Below are 24,439 nucleotides of genomic sequence, written 5' to 3' on the forward strand. Positions count from 1 at the left end.
GAATCCGCCATGCAAACCGAGATCCTGCCCGAATTCATGCGTACCCCGGAGGGGCGCGAGGCCGACGCCATCCTGCGCAGTTGCGTGCACTGCGGGTTCTGCACCGCGACCTGTCCGACCTATCAATTGCTGGGCGACGAACTGGACGGCCCGCGCGGACGCATTTATCAGATCAAACTGGTGCTGGAAGGTCAGACGCCGACCCGCGTGACCCAGCAACATCTCGACCGTTGCCTGACCTGCCGCGCCTGCGAGACCACCTGTCCCTCTGGGGTGCGTTACGCGCGACTGGCGGAGATCGGCCGGCATCTGGTCGAAGAACGGGTCGAGCGGCCTTTCGTCGAGCGACTCTTGCGCAAGGCGCTGATTGGCATCGTCCCCTATCCGACGCGGTTCGGTCCGTTGATGCGGCTCGCGCGTCTGGTTGCGCCGCTGCTGCCAGCGACCCTCAAGGCCAAGGTCACGACGCCGCGTCCGCCGGGCGACTGGCCCGCGCCGACCGGCCGCCGGCGCGTGCTGGCGCTGGCCGGCTGCGTGCAGTCGGTGTCCACGCCGCTGACCAATGCCGCCGCCGCGCGGATTCTGTCGCGTCTCGGGATCGACCTGCGGGTGACGCCCGAGGCGGGCTGCTGCGGCGCGGCGGCCTATCATCTCAGCGACCGGGAGGCGGGGCTGGCCGCGATGCGCCGGAACATCGACGCCTGGTGGCCCGAGATCGAGTCCGGCTGCGAGGCGATTCTGATCGCCGCGAGCGGTTGCGGCGCCATGGTCAAGGAATATGGCGAGGCGCTCGCTCATGACCCGGACTATGCTGCGAAGGCCGCGCGGGTCGCCGCGCTGGCGCGCGATCCCGCCGAGATTCTGGGTCGGGAGGATCTGTCGGCCCTGGGCGCGCCGGGGCAGGGGCGTCGGGTCGCCTTCCATTCGCCCTGCACCCTGCAACACGGTCAGCAGCTCAAGCAGGTGGTCGAGCCGATTCTGATGCGGCTCGGGTTTACTATGACGAGCGTTCCGGACGGCCATCTGTGCTGCGGGTCCGCCGGCACTTATTCCATTACCCAGCCGGCGCTGTCCGAGCAGTTGCGGCGCAACAAGATCGCTGCGCTGGAATCCGAGACGCCCGAGGTGATCGCGACCGCCAATATCGGCTGCCAGCTCCATCTGGAGGCGGGAACCACAACCCCCGTGGTGCACTGGCTGGAATTACTGGATCGACCGGAGGCAGAAAGCGCATGACGGACCGCATCGGCTTTATCGGCTTGGGCATCATGGGCCGCCCGATGTCCCTAAACCTGCGACGTGCGGGCTTCGATCTGGCGGTGTATGCGCGCCGGGCGGAGTCCATGCGCCCGTTGGCGGAGGCGGGCGCGCGGACCTGCGCGAGTCCCGCCGAGGTGGCCTGTCAGGCGGACGTGATTTTCACCATGGTGTCGGACACTCCGGATGTCGAGGCGGTGATCCTGGGCGCAAACGGCGTGATCGAAGGCGCGCGCGCGGGCGCGGTGGTGGTGGACATGAGCACCATTTCGCCCTCTGCGACCCGTGTCATCGCCGAACGATTGCGCGGGCGGGACGTCGAGATGCTGGACGCGCCGGTCTCGGGCGGCGAGGCGGGGGCGGTCAACGGAACCCTTTCCATTATGGTGGGCGGCTCGGTGGCTGCTTTCGAGCGGGTGCGGTATCTCCTTGAAATCATGGGCGGGAATATCGTTCGCATCGGCGATCATGGCGCCGGTCAGGTCTGCAAATCCTGCAATCAGATCCTGGTCGGCGCGACCATCGCCGGGGTGGCCGAGGCGCTGTTACTGGCCCAGGCCGCCGGGGTGGATCCCGCGAAAGTCCGCGAGGCGCTGCTGGGTGGGTTCGCCAGCAGTCGTGTCCTGGAGGTCCACGGCCAGCGGATGATCGACGGGGATTTTAGCCCCGGATTCAAGGCGCGGCTGCACCGGAAGGATCTGCGTATCGTCACCGAGACCGTTCGGGAACTGGGCCTGAACCTGCCGTCCGTGGCCCTGCTCGACCAAGCGTTGAGCGCGCTGGTCGAACAGGGGTTGGGCGAGTTGGATTCGTCGGCGCTCTATCGGGTGCTGCTCGGGATGAATGCTGGCGCGGCGAAGCGTTCGGGCCGCGACGACTCGAATCCCTGACGAGATTCAGCGGAATTTGACCTCGCCACGCAGAACGTGCATGTAGGTCAGAACCACGCCATCGCCTGGCACGACCGAATTGAGCAGGGCGGGATCGCGCACCGTGTAGGTCTGCGTTTGTGTGGGACCGCGCACCGTGACCGTGGAATTGGCCTTGTCCACCGCCTCGACCCGACCGGAGCGGGTCATGGTGTTGACGATCGTGCCGCCGGGTTTGTTCCCAGGCGCGCGCTCGGTGACCGTCTCCTTGGTGACGCTCACGGATCCGGTTCCCGGCCCTTTCTGCAGATCGACCACGACGGCATCCGTTTGGTTGATGGTCAGTTTGTTACCGATCTTGACCTGGTCGAGACGCGTGACCTGATCCGGCACATGGATGACTTCAAACGTCCCTTCCGGTGTTTGGATGGTCAGCATGCGCCGTTCCTGATCGACGACGGTGACGGTCCCCGTCAGTTCGCTGGTGGTCAGGGCTCCCGTGACCGGGATGGTCTCGGTTGCGGCAAAGGCGGCGGGCGCGAGTGTGGCGGTTGCGCAGATCATGGCGCAGGCAAGGGGGAAACCAGACATTCTTTTTTTCATTGGTCGAGGTTCCGTTGCAAATGAGGTTTGGTAGATTTGGCGAGCGAGGACTTGGAGCCTGTGCAAGGTACCTTGCGTTGCGTTAAGCCGCAACCGCGAAAGATGCCCAACAAGAATTAAGGATCCGTTAAGGCTTATCGGTGTTTTTAAGCATAGATCCGCAGCGGCGCGCTGATCTCGGCCCAGCGTTCCTCGTCGGCGAGCAGGCGTCGCTCCAGATCGCCGGGCTGACCTTCCGGGTCATCGACCCATTCGCGCAGAAAGGGGCCGCCGGCGAGCAGGTCGATGGCCAGCCGCTCGGTTTCGTATTCGTAGTGGAAGTCGCGCCAGAGCGGGTAATCCGGATCTTCCAGACGCAGACACTTGAGCAACAGCGCGATCAGTCGATAGGGACGAAATCGATCATGCCGATAGTTGGCGTTGTCGGTGTGAATCTGAAATCCCGAGCAAAGCTGGCCGGCATGTTTGTGAAAGGTCGGCTCGAACCAGCAGGGCCGCATCAAGGCGCCTTCGGTCCAGCTCGGGCAGGTGTCCCGCATCCGCTTGAGGATGCGCTCGATCGCCAGGTCGGGCGCGCCAACCAGTTCCAGCGCGGTCGTCGTGCCGCGGCCTTCGGAGAGCGTCGTACCTTCGAGGAGCACGGTGCCGGGGAAACAGCGGGCCATGTTCAGGCTGGAGGCATTGGGGCTGGGATTGACCCAGGACAGCTCCATGATCGGCCAGCCGAATCCCGGGCCTTCGGTGGGGCGATAGTCCTCCATCGCGACCAGATGGAGATCCAGGGCGCAGCCGCGTTCGGCGACGAACCATTTGGCCAGTTCGCCGAGGGTCAGTCCGTGGCGCATGATGAGCGATCCAGCCCCAACGAAGCTTTCCCAGCCTGGCTCCAGGATGGTTCCCTCGATCGGGCGTCCGGCCGGATTGGGACGATCCAGGATCCAGAGTCCCTTGCCGGCAGCGGCGCAGGCATCGATGAGATAGCCCAGGGTCGTGACGTAGGTATAGATGCGGGTTCCGATATCTTGCAGATCCACGAGAAGTACGTCGAAACTGTCGAGCATGTCCGCGGTCGGATAACGCACGTTGCCGTACAGGCTATAGACAGGAATCCCGTGACGCGGATCGATCGCGTCCGGGGTTTCGACCATATTGTCCTGCTTGTCGCCACGCATGCCATGTTGGGGGCCGAACGCGGCCACGATGTTCAACTCGCCTAAGGCCATGAGTGCGTCCAGACTGTGCAGACCCGTCGCGGTGACCGAGGCGGGATGGCCCAGAAAGGCGACGCGCCGGCCCCAGAGCGGTTTACGCAGATCGGGAATCTCCAGCAGGCGATCGATGCCGAGTTGTATCATGTTTGTCGAACCTCAGTCGGGGCGTGCGGCAGGCCAGGCATGATAATCTGAAATCAGTGGCGAATCCGAGTGTCGGGGCAGGCAAGACCATTCACGTAAATCGCATTCGGCGGTAAAACGCACGGCGATCACCGAGGCGCGGTTGACAGTATGCAGACAACGAAACACGCAAACCGCGTTCGCGGCGAGGCGGATGGGGCTTGGCGAATCCGAGCCGAAGCGCATACCCCGCCTGCCGCGCCGGGCGCTTGATCCCATGCGCCGCTCCGACTTCCACTATGATCTCCCGCCCGATCTGATCGCCCAGCGACCGCTTGCCGAACGTGCCGGGGCAAGGATGCTGATGCTGGAGGAGCCCGCGTTCGCGCCACGCGATCGGATGTTCGCCGATCTGCCGCGACTGCTGCGGCCGAACGATCTGCTCGTCTTCAATAACACCCGTGTCATGCGCGCCCGGCTTTACGGCCGCAAGGAAACCGGCGGTCAGGTGGAGATCCTCGTCGAGCGTTTGCTGGAGCCCGACGAGGCGCTGGCGCATGTCCGTGCCAGCAAATCGCCGAAACCGGGTTCGCGGATCGATTTGGCCGCTGGGATCGGACTGCGCGTCATGCTGCGCGAAGGCGCGCTCTACCGTCTGCGGGCGCTCGGCGCGACCTTTGCCGAGATCATGTCCACGCAGGGCCATATTCCCCTGCCACCCTATATTCAGCGTCCGGACGAGTTTGCCGACGAGGCTCGGTATCAGACCCTGTATGCGCGCCGCGAGGGGGCGGTCGCGGCACCGACCGCCGGTCTGCATTTCGATGCAGCCATGCTGCAAAGACTGGACGATTTGGGTGTGGGACGGGCGGAAGTCACGTTGCACGTCGGCGCGGGAACCTTTCAGCCGGTGCGCGTCGATGATCTGGACCGGCACGAAATGCATGCCGAATGGTTGGACGTAGATGCCGAGGCGTGCGCGCGTATCGAGACGGCTCGGCGGCGCGGTGGGCGGATCGTCGCGGTTGGAACCACCAGCGTGCGCAGTCTGGAGACGGCCGCTGCCGATGGTCAACTCAAACCTTATCGGGGCGACAGTCGGTTATTCATTCGTCCGGGTTACCGCTTTCGGGTCGTCGATGCCATGGTGACCAACTTTCATCTGCCCGAGTCCACATTATTAATGCTGGTCGCGGCGTTCGTCGGTTATCAGCCGATGATGAATGCCTATCGTCACGCGGTGGCCGAGCGTTATCGCTTCTTTAGCTATGGTGATGCGATGTTCCTCGCGCGGCAGGGTCGCGATTGAGCAATTATTATCCGCTTTCGCCGCTTGACGACGGCGTGCCACACTCAATCTTGACTCATTGAAAGATTTTTAGGTCGGGTTGAAAATCCGGCGGCCTCGCAAGACTTGAATAGGCTTCTTGACATTTATTAAGAATCGCATAAATTAGAAACATACGCGGTCATTTCCGTCCGCGTACAGTTCAATCGTGATTTATCAAGTGTTGGAGGTATCGCAAGTGGAGTACGCTGATCTTAGCGTCGAGGAAATCAAGCGCCAGCTTGATGAAGCCGAAACCAAGCAGGCTGAGCTAAATCGTATCCTGAAAGTTCGCCGTCAGGAGGGCAGGGAAGAGGTAGTTCTGCAGATCAGGAGTCTGATCGAAGATAACGGCTATCAATTTGATGAAATTCTGCCGTTGGTGGCGCCGAAGCGTCGGCGGGGCGCGGGCGCGCAGCGGAAGCCTGTCAGCGATCGCCAATATACCCGCTATGTCGATCCCGATAATGCCGAGAACATTTATGTTCGGGGTGTTTTACCCGGCTGGATGAAGCAGAAGATGCAAGAGCAAGGCTACGATCCAAAATCAAAAAGCGATCGTGAGGCATTTAAGGAAAATTCTCTTCAGGCCATTGAAGGTTAAAGAAATTTTTTGATTTGGCATGCCGTTCCATCATGCTTTTCATTCCTGTTAAGCGGATAGAACGGGGTATCGGTCACGCAATGCCGTGAAGTGAAAGATTTTCCGTTCGCCCCCAAACCGTGAACTTATCGAGCCGTCGAAGGGCGAACGAAAAATCTGACGAAAACTAATTTATTCGGCGACTAGCTTTTGATCCAATTACCGCTTACACTGCCTTCCTCGCATCATCCGGTCGATGCGTCGTCTCGCGGCTGAATCCTCTCTCTCTCCAGGCATCACCTCGAACGCCCCTCTTTTTCGCCTAGACCGGCCCCATGACAATGAATGGGTTAGGCTGGTTTCAGGAGTTTTCATGTCATTCGATTCACTCGGTCTTCGGGCCGATTTACTGCGCGCTGTCGCGTCGCAGCGTTATGGCCGTCCCACGCCAATTCAGGCGCAAGCAATTCCCGTGATTCTGGCGGGCCATGATTTGCTCGCCGGCGCTCAAACCGGCACCGGAAAGACCGCCGCATTCGTTTTGCCGCTTTTGCAATTGCTCGCCGAAAAAGGACATCCGCAGCGCCAGCCGCGCGCGTTGATCCTGACGCCGACCCGTGAGCTTGCCGCTCAAATTGGCGAACGCGTGCATGCCTACGGAATTCACTTGTCCCTGCGCTCAACCGTTATTTTCGGCGGAGTTGGAATGCAGCCGCAAGTCAATCAATTGCATCGTGGCGTCGATATCTTAGTGGCAACGCCCGGCCGCTTGCTCGATCATGCCGGTCAGCGCACGCTGGATTTATCCCGTATCGAAATCCTGGTGCTCGATGAAGCCGACCGCATGCTCGATATGGGCTTCATTCATGATGTCAAGCGCATCATCAATCTGCTTCCGGAACGGCGTCAAAACCTGCTCTTTTCCGCGACCTATTCCGACGACATGCGGCGTTTTTCAGAGAACCTGCTCACGCGTCCCAAATTAATCGAAGTCGCCCGCCGCAATACGGCCGCCGAGACTGTGGTTCAGGCCGCGCACCCGGTCGATAAGTCGCGTAAACGCGATCTGCTGGCGCATCTCTTTCATCGCGAAGGCTGGAGCCAGGTGCTGGTGTTTACCCGCACCAAGGCCGGCGCGAATCGGCTCGCGGAGCATCTGGGGCGGGAAGGGATTGCCGCGACCGCCATTCACGGCAATAAAAGCCAATCCGCGCGAACCCGCGCGCTGGATGAGTTCAAGCGCGGCGCCGTGCGCGCACTGGTGGCGACCGATATTGCCGCGCGCGGACTGGATATCGCGCATCTGCCTCAGGTCGTGAATTTCGAGCTGCCCAACGTCGCCGAGGACTATGTGCATCGGATCGGCCGCACGGGTCGGGCGGGCGCTGGCGGCCAGGCGCTCTCGCTGGTGAGCCATGACGAGATGGGTTTGCTCAAAGGCATCCAGCGCCTGCTGGGGCGTCAAATTACGTTGAATCCAGTCGTGGGCTTCGAGCCATCCTTAACGCCGCCACCCTGCGATCCAGAGCCGGGGCCGGGTGCGCGTCGTGGCGCCGCCGATGCCAATGGCGCGGCGCGTCGACAGAATCGGCCGGTGGTACGAGCGCACGCGAATCCGCGGGCAGGGCAGGGACCGAAGCCGGGACGTCGTGCTCGCCCCCATGCGGCTTCCCAGGCCAAGCCCTCGCGCTAGCGTAGATGTACGGATATTGCGAGCCAGGTTTTTCAACTATTGTCTGGTTCGAGGGAGTTCGCGCGAGAAAACGTCTCGCCTGAAGTCATCCTCGCAAGCTTCGTCTCCAGCGGTTGGAGGCATAGACTGTCGAATCAGTTGCGCATTGATTTTTCGACCGTTCTCTCTTTCTCTTCAATGCCCTCTCCAATGGAACCTGAATAATGAATATCTATGTTGGCAACCTAGCCTACGGCGTGACCCAAGAGGAACTGCGTGACGCCTTTGGTGCGTATGGCGAAATCTCCAGCGTGAACTTGATCACCGATAAATTCACCGGTGACTCCAAGGGATTCGGCTTCGTCGAGATGCCGAATAACGCCGAGGCCGATGCCGCGATCAAGGGTCTGAACGAGACCCCGCTGAAAGGCCGCAACCTGAAGGTGAACCAGGCCAAGCCACGTGGGGAACGTCCGTCCCGCGGGCCGCGCTGGTAAGCCGACTCAAGCCCCGGGGCGCCGTGCCCCGGAGAATGCCGTCGGATGCGTCCCGCGCATCCGACGGCATTTTTTTGTTACCGTATCGGCTCGTTTCTCAAGCCAGATGTCCGCCATGTTCGATTCTCTGCCCCGGTCCTTCGATCTGACCTACCGCATTCGGCCGGATGCTCCGCGAGCCCATCTCTTTCGCGTCGAGATCCTGATTGCGCGTCCGCCGGACGGACGGCTGACGCTCTCCATGCCGGCCTGGATTCCGGGCAGCTACCTGATTCGCGACTTCGCGCGCAATCTCCTCGGCGTCACCGCGAGGACTGCGGACGGTCAGCCATTGGCGCTGGAGAAACTGGACAAACAGACCTGGTTCTGTGAGGACGTGACGGGCGCCGTGACGGTCGCGTATCAGGTTTTTGCCTGGGAGCTTTCGGTCCGCGCGGCGCATCTGGATACCACCCACGCCTATTTCAATGGGGCGAGTCTGCTGCTGCGCGTCCATGGTCTGGAAGACCGCCCCTGCCGGGTCGAACTGGCGCCGCCGGACGATGCCGACTGTCGGGACTGGCGGGTCGCTACCAGCCTGTGCCCGCTGGATGCAACGCCGCCGGGCTTCGGCGTCTATCGGGCCGACGATTACGCCGATCTGATCGATCATCCGGTCGAAATGGGTTGCTTCCGGCAGCTGTCCTTCACGGTCGGGGAGGTTCCGCACCGGATCGCGATCAGCGGCCACGGCCAGTTCGACGAGTCGCGCCTGCTTCGGGATCTGACACGGATCTGCGCCCAGCAGTCGGCGCCCTTCGGCGAACTGCCGATCGACCGTTATCTGTTTCTACTGACCGTGGTCGGCGATGGCTATGGCGGCCTGGAACATCGTTTCTCCACTAGCCTGCTCTGCCCGCGCGACGACCTGCCTCGGCAAGGCGAAGACCAGCCGTCCGAGGGCTATCAGCGTTTGCTCGGACTCTGTAGCCATGAATATTTCCACCTCTGGCAGGTCAAGCGCATCCGACCCCAGGCGTTCGTCGACGGCGTTCTGGATCGCGAGGTCCACACCCGTCAGCTCTGGGCCTTCGAGGGTATCACCTCGTATTACGACGAACTGACACTAGCACGCAGTGGCTGCATCGACCATAAGACCTATCTCGGCCTGCTGGCCGCGACCGTCACCCGTGTCATGCGCAACCCTGGGCGTCGGGTCCAGACCCTGGCGGAAGCCAGCTTCGATGCCTGGACCAAGTTCTACAAGCCAGACGAAAACGCGCCCAATGCGCTGGTCAGCTATTACGCAAAGGGCGCGCTGGTCGCGCTGGCCCTGGATCTGACCATCCGTCACGGGACCGACGGCGTCCATTCGCTCGACGAGGTCATGCGCGAACTCTGGCGCCGCCATGGGCGCACCGGCATTGGCGTGCCGGAACGTGGCGTGGAGGACGTCGCCAGCGCCGTTTCCGGTCTCGACCTGGATGGATTCTTCGCCCAGGCGCTGGACTCCACCGAGGATATCGACCTGGCGGCGCTGCTCGCGACCGTCGGGGTCGGGATGCGTCTGCGGCCGAGCCGGGGAGCGAAGGATACCGGCGGCTGTGTCGAAGGCTTCGATCCCATCGACCCCGCACCGACGCTCGATGTGCGCCTGCGTCCGAACGGCGCCGAGGCAACGATTCAGCACGTTATCTCGGGCGGCGCGGGCGAGCGCGCCGGTCTGGCGCCGGGCGATCTGCTGATCGCGGTCGACGGCTTGCGCGCGACCGCCGACAACCTGGACCGATTGGTCGCGCGCGCTGCCGGACAGCCCGGCGGCGTCCCGCTGCATCTGTTCCGGCGCGACGAATTGATGACCCTGACCGCCGACCCTCAGCCCGCGAGCGCCGATACCTGCGAACTGACGCTGCTGGACCCCGTGTCCGACAGGGTCGCGCAAGCCCGCGCCGCCTGGCTTGCCAGCCTTGCGTGAGTCTGCCGTGGAACGTCATCTCGCACTCATCCGCCTGCTCGCCGACGGTCAGTTTCATTCCGGCGAGGCGATTGCCCGGCACTTGGGGATCAGTCGCGTCGCGGTCTGGAAAGCCTTGCGCAAGTCCGCCGAACACTACGGGCTCGCGCTGGAATCCGTGCGCGGACGTGGCTACCGTCTGCCCGCGTCCCTCGAACTCCTGGATACCGAGCGTATCCTGGCGTCCCTGTCGCTGGCGGGACGCGCCGGACTGGCGTGTCTGGAGATCCATGACCAGATCGATTCCACCAATGCGTTTCTGATGCGCGAGGCGGCCGCCGGGGCGCCATCCGGCACTGCCTGTCTGGCCGAGCGCCAGAGTGCCGGTCGCGGACGGCGGGGCCGCGTTTGGGTCTCGCCGTTTGGCGTCAATCTCTATCTCTCCTTGCTGTGGCGCACGCCACTGGCCCCCTCGGCGCTCGGCGGGGCGAGTCTTGCCGCTGGCGCCGTGGTGGCGAATGTCCTGCGGACCGCTGGGGCCAGGGATCTGGCCCTGAAGTGGCCGAACGATTTGCTTTGGCATGGCCGCAAGCTCGCGGGTCTGCTGCTGGAGGTGGCGGGCGAGTCGCAGGGACCGAGCCATCTGGTGGTTGGGGTCGGCATCAATCTGCGCATGGATCCGGCGCAGGGGAGCGACATCGATCAACCCTGGACGGATCTGCATCAGGTGCTGGATGGGCGTCCGCTCAGCCGCAATGAACTGGTGGCGCGACTGCTGGAGGCATTGCTGGCGGCCTTGGAGACCTTCGGGCGCGAGGGACTGGAACCCTTTCTCGACCAATGGCGCCGCTTCGATGCCTTCCTGGGCCAACCGGTCCGCTTGTTGAGCGGGGCCGAGACCGGCACGCATCGGGGAATCGAGGGAATTCATGCCGGAATTGCCAGCGACGGATCCCTGCAATTGGAAACGGCCGACGGACTCAGGCGGTTTCAGGCCGGTGAGGTGAGTTTGCGGCCTTAGAGGGTGTAGACAAAATCAAACCGTTGTGGTCAACCGCCGCAGCAGGATGCGCGCCTCCGCCAGCCAAACCCAGGTTTCGGAGACCGCTGGCAGACGGTCATGATGCATGATCAATCGACGGGCACGCTCATTCCACGCATGGGTGCGCTCGACAACCCAGCGCTTCGGCAGCGGAACGAAGCCGTCGGCGTTGGCGATCACCACTCGGTCAGGCGCCCCGTCCACGTGCCAGGAGCCAACGCTTTTGTTGGCTGGATGGCGCACGACTTCCACGCGGATCGCGTGGGTCTGCTCGGTGGTTTGGGCAAATTGACCGGCGTAGGCGCTATCGACAAACAGCGTGTTGATCTGGGGGTACTTGGCGGCCGCGTCAGCGACGGCGCCCGAGGCGGCATCGCGGTCCTGAAGATTGGCCGCGACCACGCTCACCGCCAACACGAACCCCAAGGTATCGACCACCAGGCTGCGCTTGCGCCCCTTGACCTGCTTGCCCGCATCAAAGCCGCTCGGTCCACCCTGCGGCGAGCCGCGGGTCGATTGCGCATCCAGCACCGCCGCCGTCGGCGCGATCTCACGCCCCTCGCGTTCGCGCCATTGCCCCCGCAGTCGATCATGCATCTGCTCAAACTTCCCAGCCGCACTCCAACGGCGAAACGTCTTGTAGACATTCTGCCAAGGCGCGAAATCGTGCGGCAGCATCCGCCACGCGCACCCCGTGCGCACCACGTAGCAACACGCCTCCAGGATGCTCCGGCGCGACACGCGGGGCGGTTGACCCCGCCCGCCCGGCATCTCAAAGAGAGCGGCGACCAAGTCCCACTCCGCATCGGTCAGACAACTTGGGTAGCTTTGGTCGGGGTCGTGGCGACGATGCGCATCCGTATACCCATACCGACGCGGCGTTGCGCGCGCTTGCGCCTCGAGACCACTCTCGCCCCGGAGGCGCGTGACGCCCGCCTCCCGCAAGGACTTGCGAATCGTGGCTTCATGAGCCTCGATTCCCGTCCGTGCCGCGAGTTCCCGGGCAATCTCTGACAGCGTGGAGGTCGGGCGATCCGTGACAATTTGACGCAATACCGCTTGCTCCGCCTCGTGAATCTTGGGGGGACGACCAGCTTTCGACATCAGCGCACACCAGCTCAGTTGTAGACTGGTATACAAATAGCAGCTCAATTATTTTTGTCTACACCCTCTCAGATCGCGGTAAAATTTTCGTGCAGGCCGACGGCGTCCAGATCAATCAGGCCCCGCGACGCAGATCAATCAGGCCCCGCGACGTAACATACGGCAATCACCAAAGCGTGCGACAGTCGAACGTCGCAAAGGCCCGATTGCGGGTCGCGAGCATCAATCCTTCAAGCCGACTGCCGTTAGGCGGTCAGAGCCACCGGTGGATAAGACGTTTTCCGGAAATCACCCAAGGGGTTTTTACTCATGTTGTTGCTGGATATTGGAAACACAAATCTGCGCTGGACCACCCAGGCGGCCGGACGGCTTGGGGAGGTGCGGATTCTGCGCCATGGCGGCGGCATGACGCTGGATCTGCTCGCCGCCTGGGAAGCGCTCGGGGCGCCCTCTCGCATCCTCGTCAGCAATGTCGGCGGCGCGGCGGTGGCGGAATCGCTGCGGCGGGTGACCCGCGCCTACTGGGGGCTGGATCCGGAGTTCGTCAGCACCCGCGCTGACTTCGGCGGGGTGCGGATCGCCTATGCCGAGCCAGCGCGTTTCGGGGTTGATCGCTGGCTGACGCTGATCGCGGCTCATGCGCCCGCGCTCGACGATGCCGGGACAGCGCCACGGCAGCCCACGCTGATTCTCGATGCCGGAACCGCGGCCACCTTCGACCTGCTGCTGGCCGATGGGCGTCATCTGGGCGGTCTAATCCTTCCGGGCATCGAGATGATGCGCAACAGTCTCCTGGCTGGCACGCAGATTCCGCGTATCGAGTCCGAACCGGTCGGCGATCCCTGGGCACAGGATACCGGCACTGCGGTGGCCGCCGGCAGTGTCCAGGCAATTGCCGCGCTTGCGAGGCGCTTATTGGACCGTCTGACCGAACAGGCCGGCGCGACTCCCCGTCTGCTGTTGACGGGTGGCGATGCGCAACGGCTGCGGTCGGCGCTCGATCGGCCGTTCCAGGAAATTCCGGATCTGGTGCTGCGCGGGTTGCTCCAGGTGGCAGAACGGATTCCGCTCAGCGGTTGATGGATGACAGGTGCGTCAGGGCGCGGATGCTGTGCAGTGCGCCATCTCCGACATCCGAGAATTCGATGCCGAGATACCACTGATCCTCTGCGGCACCCGGCGAGATCCAGGCGACCGAACCAACGGCCTGAATACCCTCTGGATGCTCGGGAGACTGCATTTCCACCAGCAGATTCGCGTGGAGCGCGAACAGGCGAGTGCTGCGAACCTGAAGCCCCCCCTCGCTGATATTCTGTCCCGTGACAGGATGCATGCCCACCGCTGGCGCCTTCGGTTCCAGGGTCAGCGGCAAGAGACTGGCTTGATATTCCCAGGACACGCGCTCGGCCCCCCTGCGTTCATCGACGTTCATCTTCGACATCATCGATCCGTCCACCCTTGTTATGGTTGAAAAAACTGATCGTGCTCGATCGTTATTCCTCGTACATCATGCAGTTCGGCAGTAACCGCAGACGAAAGACCTGCCTGGGTTTGAGGTGAATCACCCGGCTGCAGTTGTTGAAACCGATGGAGTATTCCAGGAGATAGTCGCCAGGATCGAGTTGAAGGCTGACCTGTTGGTTGCGGCCCAGCCGAAAGAGGTCATCTTGATCGAGCCTCACCCGCATGGGCGCCCAGAGTCCAACCAGCGAGCCGTCCCGAAGCAGGGTGAGATGCCCGGCCTCCGAGGGGGTGTGAACCGGCCGCGCTGGCCCGACCGGGCCGCTGCTCGCGCAACCGGCGATCAGCGCAACGGTGGCCAGCAGGGCATATCGGGACGTCGGGGCTTGTGTCATGAGGCACGAATCTCGGTTGATATCGGCGTGAATCCAGGAGCCGTTTTCCCGCTGCCGACAGGCTTCGCGATGCTGCACCGGGCTCATCCCCCCGTGGCATGATGCGCCGCGCGGGCGGAATCATGCGCGCTTCCTTCTCGGAGCGCCAAAGACTATCAAATGGGAGTGCCATCCATGAAGACCTTTTCACGACTTACTCAGGATCCGCCGGTCCAGCGTCCGCCTCGTCTCATGGGAATTCTCAACGTCACCCCGGACAGCTTCTCGGACGGGGGCCGCTATCTCGACCTGGAGGCCGCCGTCGTTCAGGGCCTCGCCTTGGTCGATCAGGGCGCTGATCTCATCGATGTGGGCGGCGAATCGACTCGTCCCGGTGCGCGGCCGGTTCCCGCGGACGAACAGGAGCGGCGCGTCCTGGACGTGATCCGGCGCTTGCATGAACGGATTCCGGCCGCCGTGCCCATCAGTATCGACACCACCTCGGCCCAGGTCGCCCGTGCCGCGCTCGCGGCGGGGGCAAGCTGGATCAACGATACCTCGGCCGGATGCGACGACCCTCGGATGCTGCCGTTGGCGGCAGAGTCCGGTGCGCCGATCGTGCTGATGCATCGTCAGGGCCGACCCCAAGACATGCAGGACAGTCCGAGCTACACGGATGTCGTGCGCGAGGTTCGTGACGTTCTCGCGGCCCGCGCGGATGCCGCGCTGGCATCGGGAATTCGCGAGGACCGGATCCTGCTCGATCCGGGGATCGGGTTCGGGAAACGCATGGAGCACAATCTGGCCTTGTTGGCGGGACTTCGGGAGTTGGTGGCGCTGGGATTTCCAATCCTGCTTGGAACCAGTCGAAAACGTTTCATGGCCACCCTCTGCGGCGGGCTCGATCCCGCGGCCCTGATGCCCGCGACCTGTGCCACCACCGCCATTGGCGTCATGGCCGGCGTTCAGGTGTTTCGGGTCCATGACGTGGCCGGGAATCGTCAGGCCGCCGATCTTGCCTGGGCGATCCGCCATGCGGTCTGAGGTGCCATGGAAGCGCAGACTGCGAGCCGTTGCGAAAGGGGCGATGGCCCTTGTCGCGGGCGTCCTGTTGCTGTCGATGGCGGCGGTACTCCTGTTGCGTTGGGTGAATCCGCCAACCTCCGCAGTCATGGCGACACACTGGATCGCGAGCCGCGTTACGTCGGGCAACGCGCCATCCGTCTTCCATCGCTGGGTCGATTGGGAGTTGATACCGCTCCCCGTGGCGCTGGCCGCGATTGCCGCCGAGGATCAGCGCTTTCCCACCCATCGTGGCTTCGATCTGGTGGAAATTCGCCGGGCGTTGGCGACGTTCCAGGATGGGGGGCGGCTGCGCGGCGCCAGCACCATCACCCAGCAGACGGCCAAAAATCTCTTTCTCTGGTCTGGTCGCGACTATTTGCGCAAGGGGTTGGAGGTCTGGTTCACCATCCTGCTCGAAACCTTCTGGTCAAAGCAGCGAATCCTGGAGGTCTATCTCAACATCGCCCAATTTAGCCCCGATACCTATGGCGTTGGCGCCGCTAGCGGGCGTTATCTGGGTCGCCATGTCTCGGATCTCGGCTTCCAGGATGCGGCCTTGCTTGCAGCCGTGTTGCCAAACCCGATCCTCTATCGCCTGGACGCGCCGTCCGCGCGCGTCAAACGACGCGCCGCCTGGATTGGACGCCAGATGCGGCAACTCGGTGGGTTAGAGTATCTGAAACGGCTGTAGGCGATACAGTGACGTTCAAACTAAGAATTGCTGGGGTGCGGGCGTTTGGAATTCGGGCGACATCGACCTTGATGTACAATCCCAGCGACAGACCATTGCGATATCTATCATCTTAAAAAGCCCCATTTTCATCGGCTTGTCCGAAGCGGGCGGAGTGAAATTTGGAACCACAACCCAACCGGGCGACGTCGACGTCTTCCCCGCACACCCCGCCAGACATCTCTGCAGAACCGGACGTGTCTCGGCAGGCGAGTACGGCATCCCGGCGCAAAACCCGCTTGCCGCGTCCAGCCAAGCGTGCGCCGCGCTCCTTTTTGGGCTGGCTGGGCCATTTCCTGGGTCTCCTGGGCATGCCCCTGCAACTGCTGGCTCTGGGCCTGCTGGGCCTGGCGGTTTTCATCAGCGTGACCCTTCCCGATCTGCCGGATGTCGAGAGTCTGCGCACGGTTCAGTTTCAGGAACCGCTGCGAGTCTTCAGCGCCGATGGCGCGCTTATCTCGGAGTTTGGCATCGAGCGTCGCCGTCCGGTGGCCATCGGCGAGATTCCGCCGCTGGTGGTCAATGCCTTTCTCGCCACCGAGGATAGTCGCTTTTTCGAGCATGGCGGCGTCGATACCGTCGGCATGGGACGGGCCTTGATCAGTTATCTCACGACCGGCGAAAAGGCCCAGGGCGGCAGTACCATCTCCATGCAGGTCACACGCAATTTTTTCCTGTCACCGGAAAAGACCTTTCAGCGCAAGCTCATGGAGGTGCTGCTGACGTTGCATGTCGAGCAGGCCCTGACCAAGGACGAGATCCTGGAACTCTATCTGAACCAGATTTTCTTCGGACATCGCGCTTACGGCATCTCCGCCGCCGCATCCTTGTATTACGACAAGCGCCTCGACGAGCTCACCGAGGCCGAGGCGGCGATGCTGGCGGGCATTCCCAAGGCCCCGTCCACGAACAATCCGGTGACGAATCCGGCCCGCGCGCTGGAGCGGCGCGATTACATCTTGGGGCGGATGCGCGAACTCGGCTACATCGACACGAATCGCTATGAGATCGCCCTCAATGCGCCCGATACCGCGCTCCTGCAACGCCGTCAGCCAGAGCTGGACGCTGGTTTCATCGCCGAAATGGTGCGCTCGGAAATGCTGCGGTTTTACGGCGAGGACGCGATCAGCCAGGGGTATCGGGTGACGACCACGGTCGAATCCTGGCTGCAGACCGCGGCCCAGGATTCCCTGCGGCTGTCGCTGAGTCAATATGACCGCCGACACGGCTATCGCGGTCCCGAGGCGGTCGTGAATCTGGCCGGGATGTCAGAGGAACGGATGGACGAGTATCTGGCGACAGTGGTCCGGATCCCGGAGCTGGAGCCAGGGCTGGTGACCGGGGTTACCTCGGCCGGGGCGGAGATTTATCTTGGCCAGGGTCAGCGCGTCACGCTGGACGCAGGCCGTCTCTCCTGGGCGCGGACCCAGCGCAATCTGGCCCGCTGGAACGGTCCGCGGCGTAAATCCTCCGGAGCGGTGCTCGCGGGCGACCTGATTCGTCTCCGACGGGCAAAAAAAGGCGGCTGGGAGCTGAGTCAGATCCCGCGCGTCGGCGGCGCCCTGGTGTCCATTGCCCCGCGCGACGGAGCCGTGCGCGCGCTGGTCGGCGGTTACTCTTTTAACGAGACGAAATTCAACCGTGCCGTGGACATGCGCCGTCAACCCGGATCCAGTTTCAAGCCGTTCATCTATGCCGCCGCGCTCGACAAAGGCTGGACCCCGGCCAGTCTGCTCAAGGACCAGGCGGTCAAGATACCCGGCAACGAGCGCTGGAACCCCAAAAACGCCGACCACAAGGAACTCGGGCCGATCCGCATGCGCAAGGCCCTGGCGCTTTCGCGTAACCTGGCCAGCATCAATCTGTTGCAGAGCGTCGGCATCGAGGAGGCCCAGACTTATCTCCGCCGCTTTGGCTTCGATCTCGAAGCCCTGCCGCTGGGCCTCTCGATGGCGCTCGGTACCGGCGAACTCTCGCCGGTCAAACTCGCCGAGGGTTATGCCGTCTTTGCGAACGGCGGTTATCACGTCATCCCCTATTTCATTGCGCGCGTGGAGGATGGCAACGGTCGGATCGTCTTCGAGGCCAATCCGCCGCAAGCCTGCGCCGATTGCTGGTACCGCACCGGAACGGCGACGGCCAGCACCCAGGGACTCCAACCGAGCAATCCCGCGGAGCAGGCGATCGATCCGCGGATTGCCTATCAGATGACCTCGCTGCTGCGTGAAGTGGTGGAGCATGGCACGGGGACGCGCGCCAAGAAGCTGAATCGCGAGGATATTGTCGGCAAGACCGGCACGACCAACGATGTCCGCGATTCCTGGTTCGCGGGCTATCAGGCCAACTTCGTAACGATTGCCTGGATGGGCTTCGACGACTTCGGCAAGCTTGGCCGGGGGGAGGAGGGCGGCAAGGCCGCGCTGGGAATGTGGATCGATTTCATGCGCAAGGCACTCAAGGATCAGCCGCTCGCCACGCTTGAGCCGCCGCCCGGTCTGGTGCAGGTTCGCGTCGATCCGAATCGGGGGACCGAAACCAAATCCAAGAGCGGAATCCTGGAGATGGTGCGGGAGGAAAACCGCCTAATGCTACTCGGTCCCGAGCCGATCAAGGTCGCTGGTCCAGCCACGCGAAAACCGACCACGACCGTCAAACGCTCGGCGCCGCGAGTCATGGACGACCTGTTTTAGGACGTGGTCGTTTTCTCGTCGGTGTCCGACGGTAGCTGAGTCTCTTGCGTTTCCGTCTCGGTGGTCACGGCCTTCCGCTGTTGCTTTTCTTCTTTTTTCTGCTTTTTGGCGAGGTCTCTCTGACGTTTTGCAAACGCATAATTAGGCTTGGCCATTTGACATCTCTTCCGCTCGGTTTGAGGATAAAGCAAACAGAATAAAGCATTTTTACGTCGACTGCTTTCGGCCGTTCGCGGGATGCTTCGCGGAGGATGCCGCGACGGCGCGGCAAAGCAATACGCGATCCACAGGGTGTTATGGTGAGATGAGAGAAGTGCGCGCGATCGGCCCGAGCGAAGGGCGCATCTTGTGGTGGGTCGGTGCGGCCGTGACGATTCTGCTGGTCGGGGGGATCTTCTCTTGGTGGACCGTCGCGCGGGCCGATCGCGAACTTCGCGAGGCGTTGCTGGAGCAACTCCGGGTGGTGTCTCAGACGGTGAATATCGAGCGACTCCAGTCGCTCTCCGGGACGGCGGCGGATCTGGAGAACGCCGATTACCTCAAACTGAAGGCACAACTTTCGACGGTCCGCTCGACCAACCCGCGGTTTCGGTTTGTCTATCTCATGGGACGTCAGGCCGATGGTCGGGTGTTTTTCCTCGTCGACAGCGAGCCGCCCGACTCGGTAGACGCTTCTCCGCCCGGACAGATCTACCCAGACGTTTCGGCGGACTTGCTCCAGGTCTTCGAGACCGGCACCGCGACCGTCGAGGGGCCGGTTGACGATCGGTGGGGCACCTGGATTTCGGCCCTGGTCCCGATCCGCGATACCGCGACCTCGCTGGCGGGGCTGGTCACGCCGCTCGACGCCCAGGCAATGGTCCGCAAAGCCGTGGACTTTTATCGCAAACACGGCCGCGAGCGTTTTCTCCAGGAATGCAACGATCCGCGGGGCGCCTTCCGACAGGGCAGTCTCTACGTCTTCGCCTATGACCTGGAAATGACCATGCGCGCCCATCCGGTGAACGCCGAACTGGTTGGGCAGAACCTGCTGGATCGAAAAGACTGGTCCGGAGGCCGGTTCTTTCGGCGCGAGATCCGGGACGTCGCCCTGTCCTCGGGGAGCGGCTGGGTCGATTATCAATACGTCAATCCGCTCAACCACAAACGCCAGGCCAAGACGACCTATGTCGAGCGAGTGGACGATCTGATTGTCTGCGCCGGCGCCTATAAAGGCAGCGGTGAGACCCTCGCCGTGATGGGGATCGACATCGACGCCCGCGACTGGCGCTGGGATCTGGCCGCGCGTTCGGCACTCCCGATCGGTTTGACGTTTGTCTTGCTGATCGGCGTGTTAACCGCGCTGGCGTTCATCCGCCGCGTCGATACCGCGCCGAAACCGGTGCTCAGGCGTCTTTTGCCGCCACTGGCGGCGATGGTCTTGCTCTTGTTCGTCGGCACCGGGACGCTGCTGTGGAAGCAGCATCAAAAACAATTGGCCAGAACCAGCACCCATCTGGCCGCCCAGGTTACGGGGGAACTGAGCGCAAGCCTGGAGTTGCAGGCCGCCGGTCTGGCCACCGCGCTTCAGGTCATCACGGCCGACACGCGAGTGCGCGCGGCGCTTGCCAAGCACGATATCGAGCGCCTTCTGGCCGACTGGCGTCCCCTCTACGAGACGCTGCGACGGGATCGCAACCTCACGCACTTTTATTTCTTCGACCGTCACCGCGTCTGCCTGCTGCGCCTTCACAAGCCAGAGAAAAGCGGCGACCGGATTGCCCGTTTCACCGCCCTGGAGGCCGAGCGTACCGGTCGGACCGCCTCGGGTATCGAACTCGGGCCGCTGGGCACCTTCACCCTGCGGGTCGTCCAGCCCGTCTTCGACGACGGCGCGCTGGTCGGCTATGTGGAATTCGGCAAGGAGATCGAGGATGTCATCCGCGCGCTCTATCGGCCCTCTGGCAGCCAACTCGCCATTGCGATCGGTAAGGAATTTCTCGTTCGCCAGACCTGGGAAGAGGGCATGCGCTGGCTGGAGCGGGAGTCCGATTGGGAGCGTTTCCCCAACCGTGTTGTCATTTATGCTTCGCAGGGTCGTCTGCCCGACGCCTTCGCGACGCTGGTCGATCGCGCGCCCGCCGGTCGTCATCCCAGTCATCCGCCGGAGCGCGAGATCGCATTCGACGGAAAACCCTGGCGGGTCTCGGCGACGCCGTTGCGGGACGCCGCCGGCAGGGAGATCGGGGCGCTGCTGGTCATGCTTGACACCAGCGCCGAACAGAACGCCTTTGCGCGTTTACTCGTCCTGGGCGGCACGACCGGAGGCGTGCTGCTGGCCCTGCTCCTGGGGATGATCCTGGTGCTTGTGCGCCGCGCCGATCAGGATATCCGCACCCAACAGACGGAACTGCGGGCGAGTCGCGAACAGTATGAACTGGCGGTCAAGGGCTCCAACGACGGCATCTGGGATTGGGATCTGCGCGAAAATAGCCTGTTCCTCTCGCCCCAGTGGAAGGCGCAGCTCGGCTACCGGGACGAGGAACTGAGCAATGTCTTCGCGACCTTTGAAGACCTTTTGCATCCCGACGATAAACCGGCGGTGATGGCCTATATCGAGCACTATCTGTGCGAATCGCTCGAACACTATGACATTCAGTTTCGTCTGCGACACAAGGATGGCCGTCATCGCTGGATCCATGCCCGCGGGGCGGCGATTCGCGACGAGGCTGGCAATCCGTACCGGATGGCCGGATCGCATACCGACATCACCGAGCGCAAGCGGGCCGACGACGCGTTGCATCGGGCCAAGGAAGAGGCGGACCGGCTGAACGAACATCTGGCGCAACAGACCGTCTTCGCCAGGGAACAGGCGGCCAGGGCCGAGATGGCCAGTGTCGCCAAGAGCGAATTTCTGGCCAACATGAGCCACGAAATCCGCACGCCCATGAACGGGGTCATCGGCATGACCGGTCTGCTGCTGGAGACGGATCTCGATGACGAGCAGCGTCATTTTGCCGAGGTCGTGCGGGCCAGCGGCGAATCGCTGCTGCGTCTGATCAACGATATCCTCGATTTCTCCAAGATCGAGGCGGGCAAACTCGACTTGGAAATGCTGGACTTCGATCTGTCGCTCTCGCTGGAAGACTTTGCCACCGCGCTGGCGCTCCGCGCCCAGGAAAAAGGGCTGGAATTCCTGTGTGACGCCGACCCCGAGGTTCCGGCGTTTCTGCGTGGCGATCCAGGCCGCTTGCGCCAGATCCTGACCAATCTGGCGGGCAATGCCATCAAGTTCACGCCTTCCGGGGAGGTCGCGATCCGCGTTTCGGTCCTGGAGGAGCGGACCGAGGACGTCCTGCTGCGCTTTGCGGTCCGCGACACCGGGATCGGCATCCCCGAGGACAAGCTTGGACTGCTGTTCGATAAGTTCAGTCAGGTCGATGCCTCCACCACCCGGCAATATGGCGGCACCGGTCTCGGTCTGGCCATCTCCAAGCAATTGGCCGCACTGATGGACGGCGAGGTTGGCGTCATCAGTCAGGCCGGCAAGGGCTCGGAGTTCTGGTTCACGGCGCGTCTGGCCAAGCAACCCGAATCCGCGCACCGTCAATTATCTTTGCCGGCCGATCTGTTGGGCGTGCGGGTCTTGATCGTGGACGACAATGCCACCAATCGCGAAATCCTGATGACTCGCCTGACGTCCTGGGGGATGCGTCCAGCCGAGGCGCGCGACGGCCCCGAGGCGCTCCGGCGTCTTGCGGGAGCGCTGGATGAACCCGACCCATTCCGTGTCGCCGTCATCGATATGCAGATGCCGGAGATGGACGGCGAGACCCTGGGTCGAGCCATCGGTGCGGATTCGCGCCTGGCCGATACCCGGATGGTCATGCTGACCTCGCTCGGGATGCGGGGCGACGCGCGCCGCTTCCAGGAACTCGGATTCGCGGCCTATATCACCAAGCCGATTCGGCACGAGGAATTGAAAGCCGTGCTGTCGCTGGTGTTGACCGCTCGGTCTCCCGCAGAGATGGTCTCGCGGCCGATCGCCACGCGCTACCTGGCGCGCGAGATCCTCAACCTGTTTGCTGGCTGCAAGGTACGCATCTTGCTTGCCGAGGATAACACCACAAACCAGCAGGTCGCTTTGGGCATCCTCAAGAAAATGGGTCTGCACGCCGACGCCGTGGCGAATGGAGCGGAAGCGGTCACGGCACTCGCGAGCATCCCCTACGACCTGGTTCTGATGGACGTGCAGATGCCCGTGATGGACGGACTGGAGGCGACACGGGCCATTCGCGCGTCCTCGTCAGCCGTCCGGAATCCTGGTCTGCCGATTATCGCCATGACCGCCGGCGCCATGCGGGGCGACCAGGAACAGTGCCTGGACGCGGGGATGAACGATTATGTCTCCAAGCCGGTTTCCCCCGCGATCCTGGCGGAGGTGCTCGCGCGCTGGTTGCCCAGGGAATTGCCGTCCGCGACACATCCGTCATCGGAAGTCGTCGAGGAAACCGCCGCGCGCTTTGTTCAGGAACCGGAGGTACCGGTTTTCGACCGGGCGGATTTGATGTCGCGGCTGATGGAGGACGACGTCCTGGCAAGGACGGTTGCCGAGGGTTTTTTGTCCGATCTGCCACGACAGATCGTGGCGCTTCGAGGTAGTCTGGATGTCGGAGACGCCCCCGGCGCCGAGCGGCAGGCGCATAACATCAAGGGCGCGTCGGCCAATATGGGCGGTCAGCGCTTGCGCGCGGTGGCCCTCGCGATGGAGCGAGCGGCCAAGGCCGGAGACTTGAGCGCTGCAAAAGACCGTCTGGCCGATCTGGAAACGGAGTTCGATGGGTTGAGGCACGCGATGGTTAAGGATTTTGCACTCCTGACTGACCCGGATCGGTTGTAATCGCGATCCTGTTTGGCCACAGTCATCCGAGCGCAGCAGCCATACGTGTCGGCGGCGCGTGGGCACCGATTCAATGAGTTGGAGGATGTGGCGTGCGCATCCTGATCGCCGAAGACGATTTGACCTCCCGCGTGGCGTTGGCGGGCATCTTGAGGAAGATCGATCATGACGTCATCGAGACCGTCAACGGCGCCGATGCCTTGGAGGTATTGAAGCGTCCCGACGCACCCGCCCTGGCCATTCTCGACTGGATGATGCCGCAGATGGATGGAATGGAGGTCGTGCGTCGCGTTCGCTCGCTGCCGACCGACCGGCCGCCGTACCTCATCATGCTGACCGCCAAGGGGGAAAAGGCCGACATCGTCGCCGGGCTGGATGGCGGTGCCGACGATTATCTGGCCAAGCCGTTCGATCCCGGCGAACTGGGCGCGCGCATCGAAGTCGGTCGACGCCTGATCGAGATGCAGGCTCAATTTCTCGCGGCGCGCAACGCGCTGGCGCACGAGGCCACGCACGATCCATTGACCGGCCTGCTGAACCGCCGGGCCATCCTGGACGCGCTCGCGCGTCAGTTGTCCAGAGAGCGGCGGCGGCATCCTGACGGTCTGGCCGTCGGAATTTGCGACATCGATCATTTCAAGCTGGTCAACGATACCTACGGTCATCTGGTGGGCGATGAAGTGCTCTGCCGATTCGCCCGGATCCTGGAGAGCAATCTCAGACCCTATGATTTCCTAGGTCGCTTCGGCGGAGAGGAGTTCGTGGTGATCACCCCGTTGATCGAACACCTCAATGTCAGGATGCTGTATCAGCGTTTTCTATCGGCCATCTCGGACCGTCCGATCCCCACCAAAGCGGGCCAGGTGCCCGTCACCATCAGCATTGGGGTCAAGATCTGGAGCGCTGACGAGGATGTGGATGCCATGCTGATGGCGGCGGATCGCGCGCTCTACCGAGCCAAGAGCGCGGGGCGAAATCGGATCTGTCTGGCCGACGAGTTCGAGGACGGTTATTAATAC

General features: G+C 62.9%; 20 protein-coding genes. 14 read left to right on the forward strand and 6 right to left on the reverse strand.

Annotated elements, in window-relative coordinates:
• The first annotated feature begins 9 nt into the window (after nt 1–9).
• Entirely contained in the window at nt 10–1,236 is a 1,227-nt protein-coding gene (gene glcF / locus THIVI_RS03290) for a glycolate oxidase subunit GlcF (RefSeq protein ID WP_014777224.1), read from the forward strand.
• Nucleotides 1,233–2,147, forward strand: a complete 915-nt coding sequence (locus THIVI_RS03295; protein ID WP_014777225.1) for a 2-hydroxy-3-oxopropionate reductase — start codon at nt 1,233–1,235, stop codon at nt 2,145–2,147. Before glcF ends, THIVI_RS03295 begins: the two co-directional genes overlap by 4 nt.
• A gap of 6 nt (nt 2,148–2,153) precedes the next feature.
• Here THIVI_RS03295 and THIVI_RS03300 read toward each other — a convergent pair whose 3' ends face one another.
• Together THIVI_RS03300 and THIVI_RS03305 are read right to left on the reverse strand one after the other, a co-directional pair.
• Entirely contained in the window at nt 2,154–2,717 is a 564-nt protein-coding gene (locus THIVI_RS03300; RefSeq protein WP_245537366.1) for a copper-binding protein, read from the reverse strand.
• A gap of 158 nt (nt 2,718–2,875) precedes the next feature.
• Entirely contained in the window at nt 2,876–4,084 is a 1,209-nt protein-coding gene (locus THIVI_RS03305) for an exo-beta-N-acetylmuramidase NamZ family protein (RefSeq protein WP_014777227.1), read from the reverse strand.
• Nucleotides 4,085–4,340: 256 nt separating this feature from the next.
• Here THIVI_RS03305 and queA point away from each other — a divergent pair, with 256 nt between their 5' ends.
• The 6 genes from queA to birA all read left to right on the forward strand — a co-directional run bounded on the left by queA (nt 4,341) and on the right by birA (nt 11,096).
• Nucleotides 4,341–5,372 (forward strand): tRNA preQ1(34) S-adenosylmethionine ribosyltransferase-isomerase QueA, encoded by a 1,032-nt coding sequence (gene queA / locus THIVI_RS03310; RefSeq protein ID WP_041446802.1) that lies wholly within the window; start codon nt 4,341–4,343, stop codon nt 5,370–5,372.
• 217 nt (nt 5,373–5,589) lie between these two features.
• On the forward strand, nt 5,590–5,994 hold the full coding sequence (locus tag THIVI_RS03315; RefSeq protein ID WP_014777229.1) for an H-NS histone family protein: 405 nt from the start codon (nt 5,590–5,592) through the stop codon (nt 5,992–5,994).
• 352 nt (nt 5,995–6,346) lie between these two features.
• Nucleotides 6,347–7,666 (forward strand): DEAD/DEAH box helicase, encoded by a 1,320-nt coding sequence (locus tag THIVI_RS03320; protein ID WP_014777230.1) that lies wholly within the window; start codon nt 6,347–6,349, stop codon nt 7,664–7,666.
• Between the two features lie 203 nt (nt 7,667–7,869).
• On the forward strand, nt 7,870–8,142 hold the full coding sequence (locus THIVI_RS03325; protein ID WP_014777231.1) for an RNA recognition motif domain-containing protein: 273 nt from the start codon (nt 7,870–7,872) through the stop codon (nt 8,140–8,142).
• Nucleotides 8,143–8,257: 115 nt separating this feature from the next.
• Nucleotides 8,258–10,096, forward strand: a complete 1,839-nt coding sequence (locus THIVI_RS03330) for a M61 family metallopeptidase (RefSeq protein ID WP_014777232.1) — start codon at nt 8,258–8,260, stop codon at nt 10,094–10,096.
• 7 nt (nt 10,097–10,103) lie between these two features.
• Nucleotides 10,104–11,096 (forward strand): bifunctional biotin--[acetyl-CoA-carboxylase] ligase/biotin operon repressor BirA, encoded by a 993-nt coding sequence (gene birA / locus THIVI_RS03335; protein WP_014777233.1) that lies wholly within the window; start codon nt 10,104–10,106, stop codon nt 11,094–11,096.
• 15 nt (nt 11,097–11,111) lie between these two features.
• Here the strand turns inward: birA and THIVI_RS03340 are convergent, their stop codons facing one another.
• The gene (locus THIVI_RS03340; protein ID WP_041447215.1) at nt 11,112–12,221 is read right to left on the reverse strand and encodes an IS5 family transposase; all 1,110 of its coding nucleotides are present in this window, start codon (nt 12,219–12,221) and stop codon (nt 11,112–11,114) included.
• Nucleotides 12,222–12,530: 309 nt separating this feature from the next.
• Here THIVI_RS03340 and THIVI_RS03345 point away from each other — a divergent pair, with 309 nt between their 5' ends.
• The gene (locus THIVI_RS03345; RefSeq protein WP_014777234.1) at nt 12,531–13,301 is read left to right on the forward strand and encodes a type III pantothenate kinase; all 771 of its coding nucleotides are present in this window, start codon (nt 12,531–12,533) and stop codon (nt 13,299–13,301) included.
• Here THIVI_RS03345 and THIVI_RS03350 read toward each other — a convergent pair.
• Together THIVI_RS03350 and THIVI_RS03355 are read right to left on the reverse strand one after the other, a co-directional pair.
• Nucleotides 13,291–13,653, reverse strand: coding sequence for a PilZ domain-containing protein (locus THIVI_RS03350; RefSeq protein WP_245537367.1), 363 nt, complete (start codon nt 13,651–13,653; stop codon nt 13,291–13,293). The genes THIVI_RS03345 and THIVI_RS03350 overlap by 11 nt on opposite strands.
• 61 nt (nt 13,654–13,714) lie before the next feature.
• Nucleotides 13,715–14,077: a hypothetical protein gene (locus tag THIVI_RS03355; protein ID WP_014777236.1), complete on the reverse strand. Its 363-nt coding sequence runs from the start codon at nt 14,075–14,077 to the stop codon at nt 13,715–13,717.
• 174 nt (nt 14,078–14,251) lie between these two features.
• On the opposite strand from THIVI_RS03355, the gene folP reads away from it, so the two are divergent.
• The 3 genes from folP (at nt 14,252) to THIVI_RS03370 (ending at nt 18,541) form a co-directional block, all read left to right on the forward strand.
• Nucleotides 14,252–15,100: a dihydropteroate synthase gene (gene folP / locus THIVI_RS03360; RefSeq protein WP_014777237.1), complete on the forward strand. Its 849-nt coding sequence runs from the start codon at nt 14,252–14,254 to the stop codon at nt 15,098–15,100.
• A 43-nt stretch (nt 15,101–15,143) separates the two neighbouring features.
• Entirely contained in the window at nt 15,144–15,812 is a 669-nt protein-coding gene (mtgA, locus tag THIVI_RS03365; RefSeq protein ID WP_014777238.1) for a monofunctional biosynthetic peptidoglycan transglycosylase, read from the forward strand.
• A gap of 278 nt (nt 15,813–16,090) precedes the next feature.
• On the forward strand, nt 16,091–18,541 hold the full coding sequence (locus THIVI_RS03370) for a penicillin-binding protein 1A (protein ID WP_342610441.1): 2,451 nt from the start codon (nt 16,091–16,093) through the stop codon (nt 18,539–18,541).
• On the opposite strand, the gene THIVI_RS24405 is transcribed toward THIVI_RS03370, so the two are convergent.
• The gene (locus THIVI_RS24405) at nt 18,538–18,696 is read right to left on the reverse strand and encodes a hypothetical protein (protein ID WP_014777240.1); all 159 of its coding nucleotides are present in this window, start codon (nt 18,694–18,696) and stop codon (nt 18,538–18,540) included. The two genes, THIVI_RS03370 and THIVI_RS24405, sit on opposite strands and share 4 nt — an antisense overlap.
• A gap of 149 nt (nt 18,697–18,845) precedes the next feature.
• Here THIVI_RS24405 and THIVI_RS22500 point away from each other — a divergent pair, with 149 nt between their 5' ends.
• On the forward strand, nt 18,846–23,420 hold the full coding sequence (locus tag THIVI_RS22500) for a response regulator (protein ID WP_014777241.1): 4,575 nt from the start codon (nt 18,846–18,848) through the stop codon (nt 23,418–23,420).
• A 92-nt stretch (nt 23,421–23,512) separates the two neighbouring features.
• Nucleotides 23,513–24,436, forward strand: a complete 924-nt coding sequence (locus THIVI_RS03380; protein WP_014777242.1) for a GGDEF domain-containing protein — start codon at nt 23,513–23,515, stop codon at nt 24,434–24,436.
• Nucleotides 24,437–24,439 lie beyond the last annotated feature (3 nt).

It is taken from the genome of Thiocystis violascens DSM 198 (genome assembly GCF_000227745.2).
Classification (GTDB): Bacteria; Pseudomonadota; Gammaproteobacteria; order Chromatiales; family Chromatiaceae; genus Chromatium; species Chromatium violascens.

Bases quoted from the DNA above. Each gene is read 5' to 3' on its own strand.
- glcF (WP_014777224.1), top strand. From the start codon at position 10: ATGCAAACCGAGATCCTGCCCGAATTCATGCGTACCCCGGAGGGGCGC.
- THIVI_RS03295 (WP_014777225.1), top strand. From the start codon at position 1,233: ATGACGGACCGCATCGGCTTTATCGGCTTGGGCATCATGGGCCGCCCG.
- THIVI_RS03300 (WP_245537366.1), bottom strand. From the start codon at position 2,717: ATGTCTGGTTTCCCCCTTGCCTGCGCCATGATCTGCGCAACCGCCACA.
- THIVI_RS03305 (WP_014777227.1), bottom strand. From the start codon at position 4,084: ATGATACAACTCGGCATCGATCGCCTGCTGGAGATTCCCGATCTGCGT.
- queA (WP_041446802.1), top strand. From the start codon at position 4,341: ATGCGCCGCTCCGACTTCCACTATGATCTCCCGCCCGATCTGATCGCC.
- THIVI_RS03320 (WP_014777230.1), top strand. From the start codon at position 6,347: ATGTCATTCGATTCACTCGGTCTTCGGGCCGATTTACTGCGCGCTGTC.
- THIVI_RS03325 (WP_014777231.1), top strand. From the start codon at position 7,870: ATGAATATCTATGTTGGCAACCTAGCCTACGGCGTGACCCAAGAGGAA.
- THIVI_RS03330 (WP_014777232.1), top strand. From the start codon at position 8,258: ATGTTCGATTCTCTGCCCCGGTCCTTCGATCTGACCTACCGCATTCGG.
- THIVI_RS03340 (WP_041447215.1), bottom strand. From the start codon at position 12,221: ATGTCGAAAGCTGGTCGTCCCCCCAAGATTCACGAGGCGGAGCAAGCG.
- THIVI_RS03345 (WP_014777234.1), top strand. From the start codon at position 12,531: ATGTTGTTGCTGGATATTGGAAACACAAATCTGCGCTGGACCACCCAG.
- THIVI_RS03350 (WP_245537367.1), bottom strand. From the start codon at position 13,653: ATGAACGTCGATGAACGCAGGGGGGCCGAGCGCGTGTCCTGGGAATAT.
- THIVI_RS03355 (WP_014777236.1), bottom strand. From the start codon at position 14,077: ATGACACAAGCCCCGACGTCCCGATATGCCCTGCTGGCCACCGTTGCG.
- folP (WP_014777237.1), top strand. From the start codon at position 14,252: ATGAAGACCTTTTCACGACTTACTCAGGATCCGCCGGTCCAGCGTCCG.
- mtgA (WP_014777238.1), top strand. From the start codon at position 15,144: ATGGCCCTTGTCGCGGGCGTCCTGTTGCTGTCGATGGCGGCGGTACTC.
- THIVI_RS24405 (WP_014777240.1), bottom strand. From the start codon at position 18,696: ATGGCCAAGCCTAATTATGCGTTTGCAAAACGTCAGAGAGACCTCGCC.
- THIVI_RS22500 (WP_014777241.1), top strand. From the start codon at position 18,846: ATGAGAGAAGTGCGCGCGATCGGCCCGAGCGAAGGGCGCATCTTGTGG.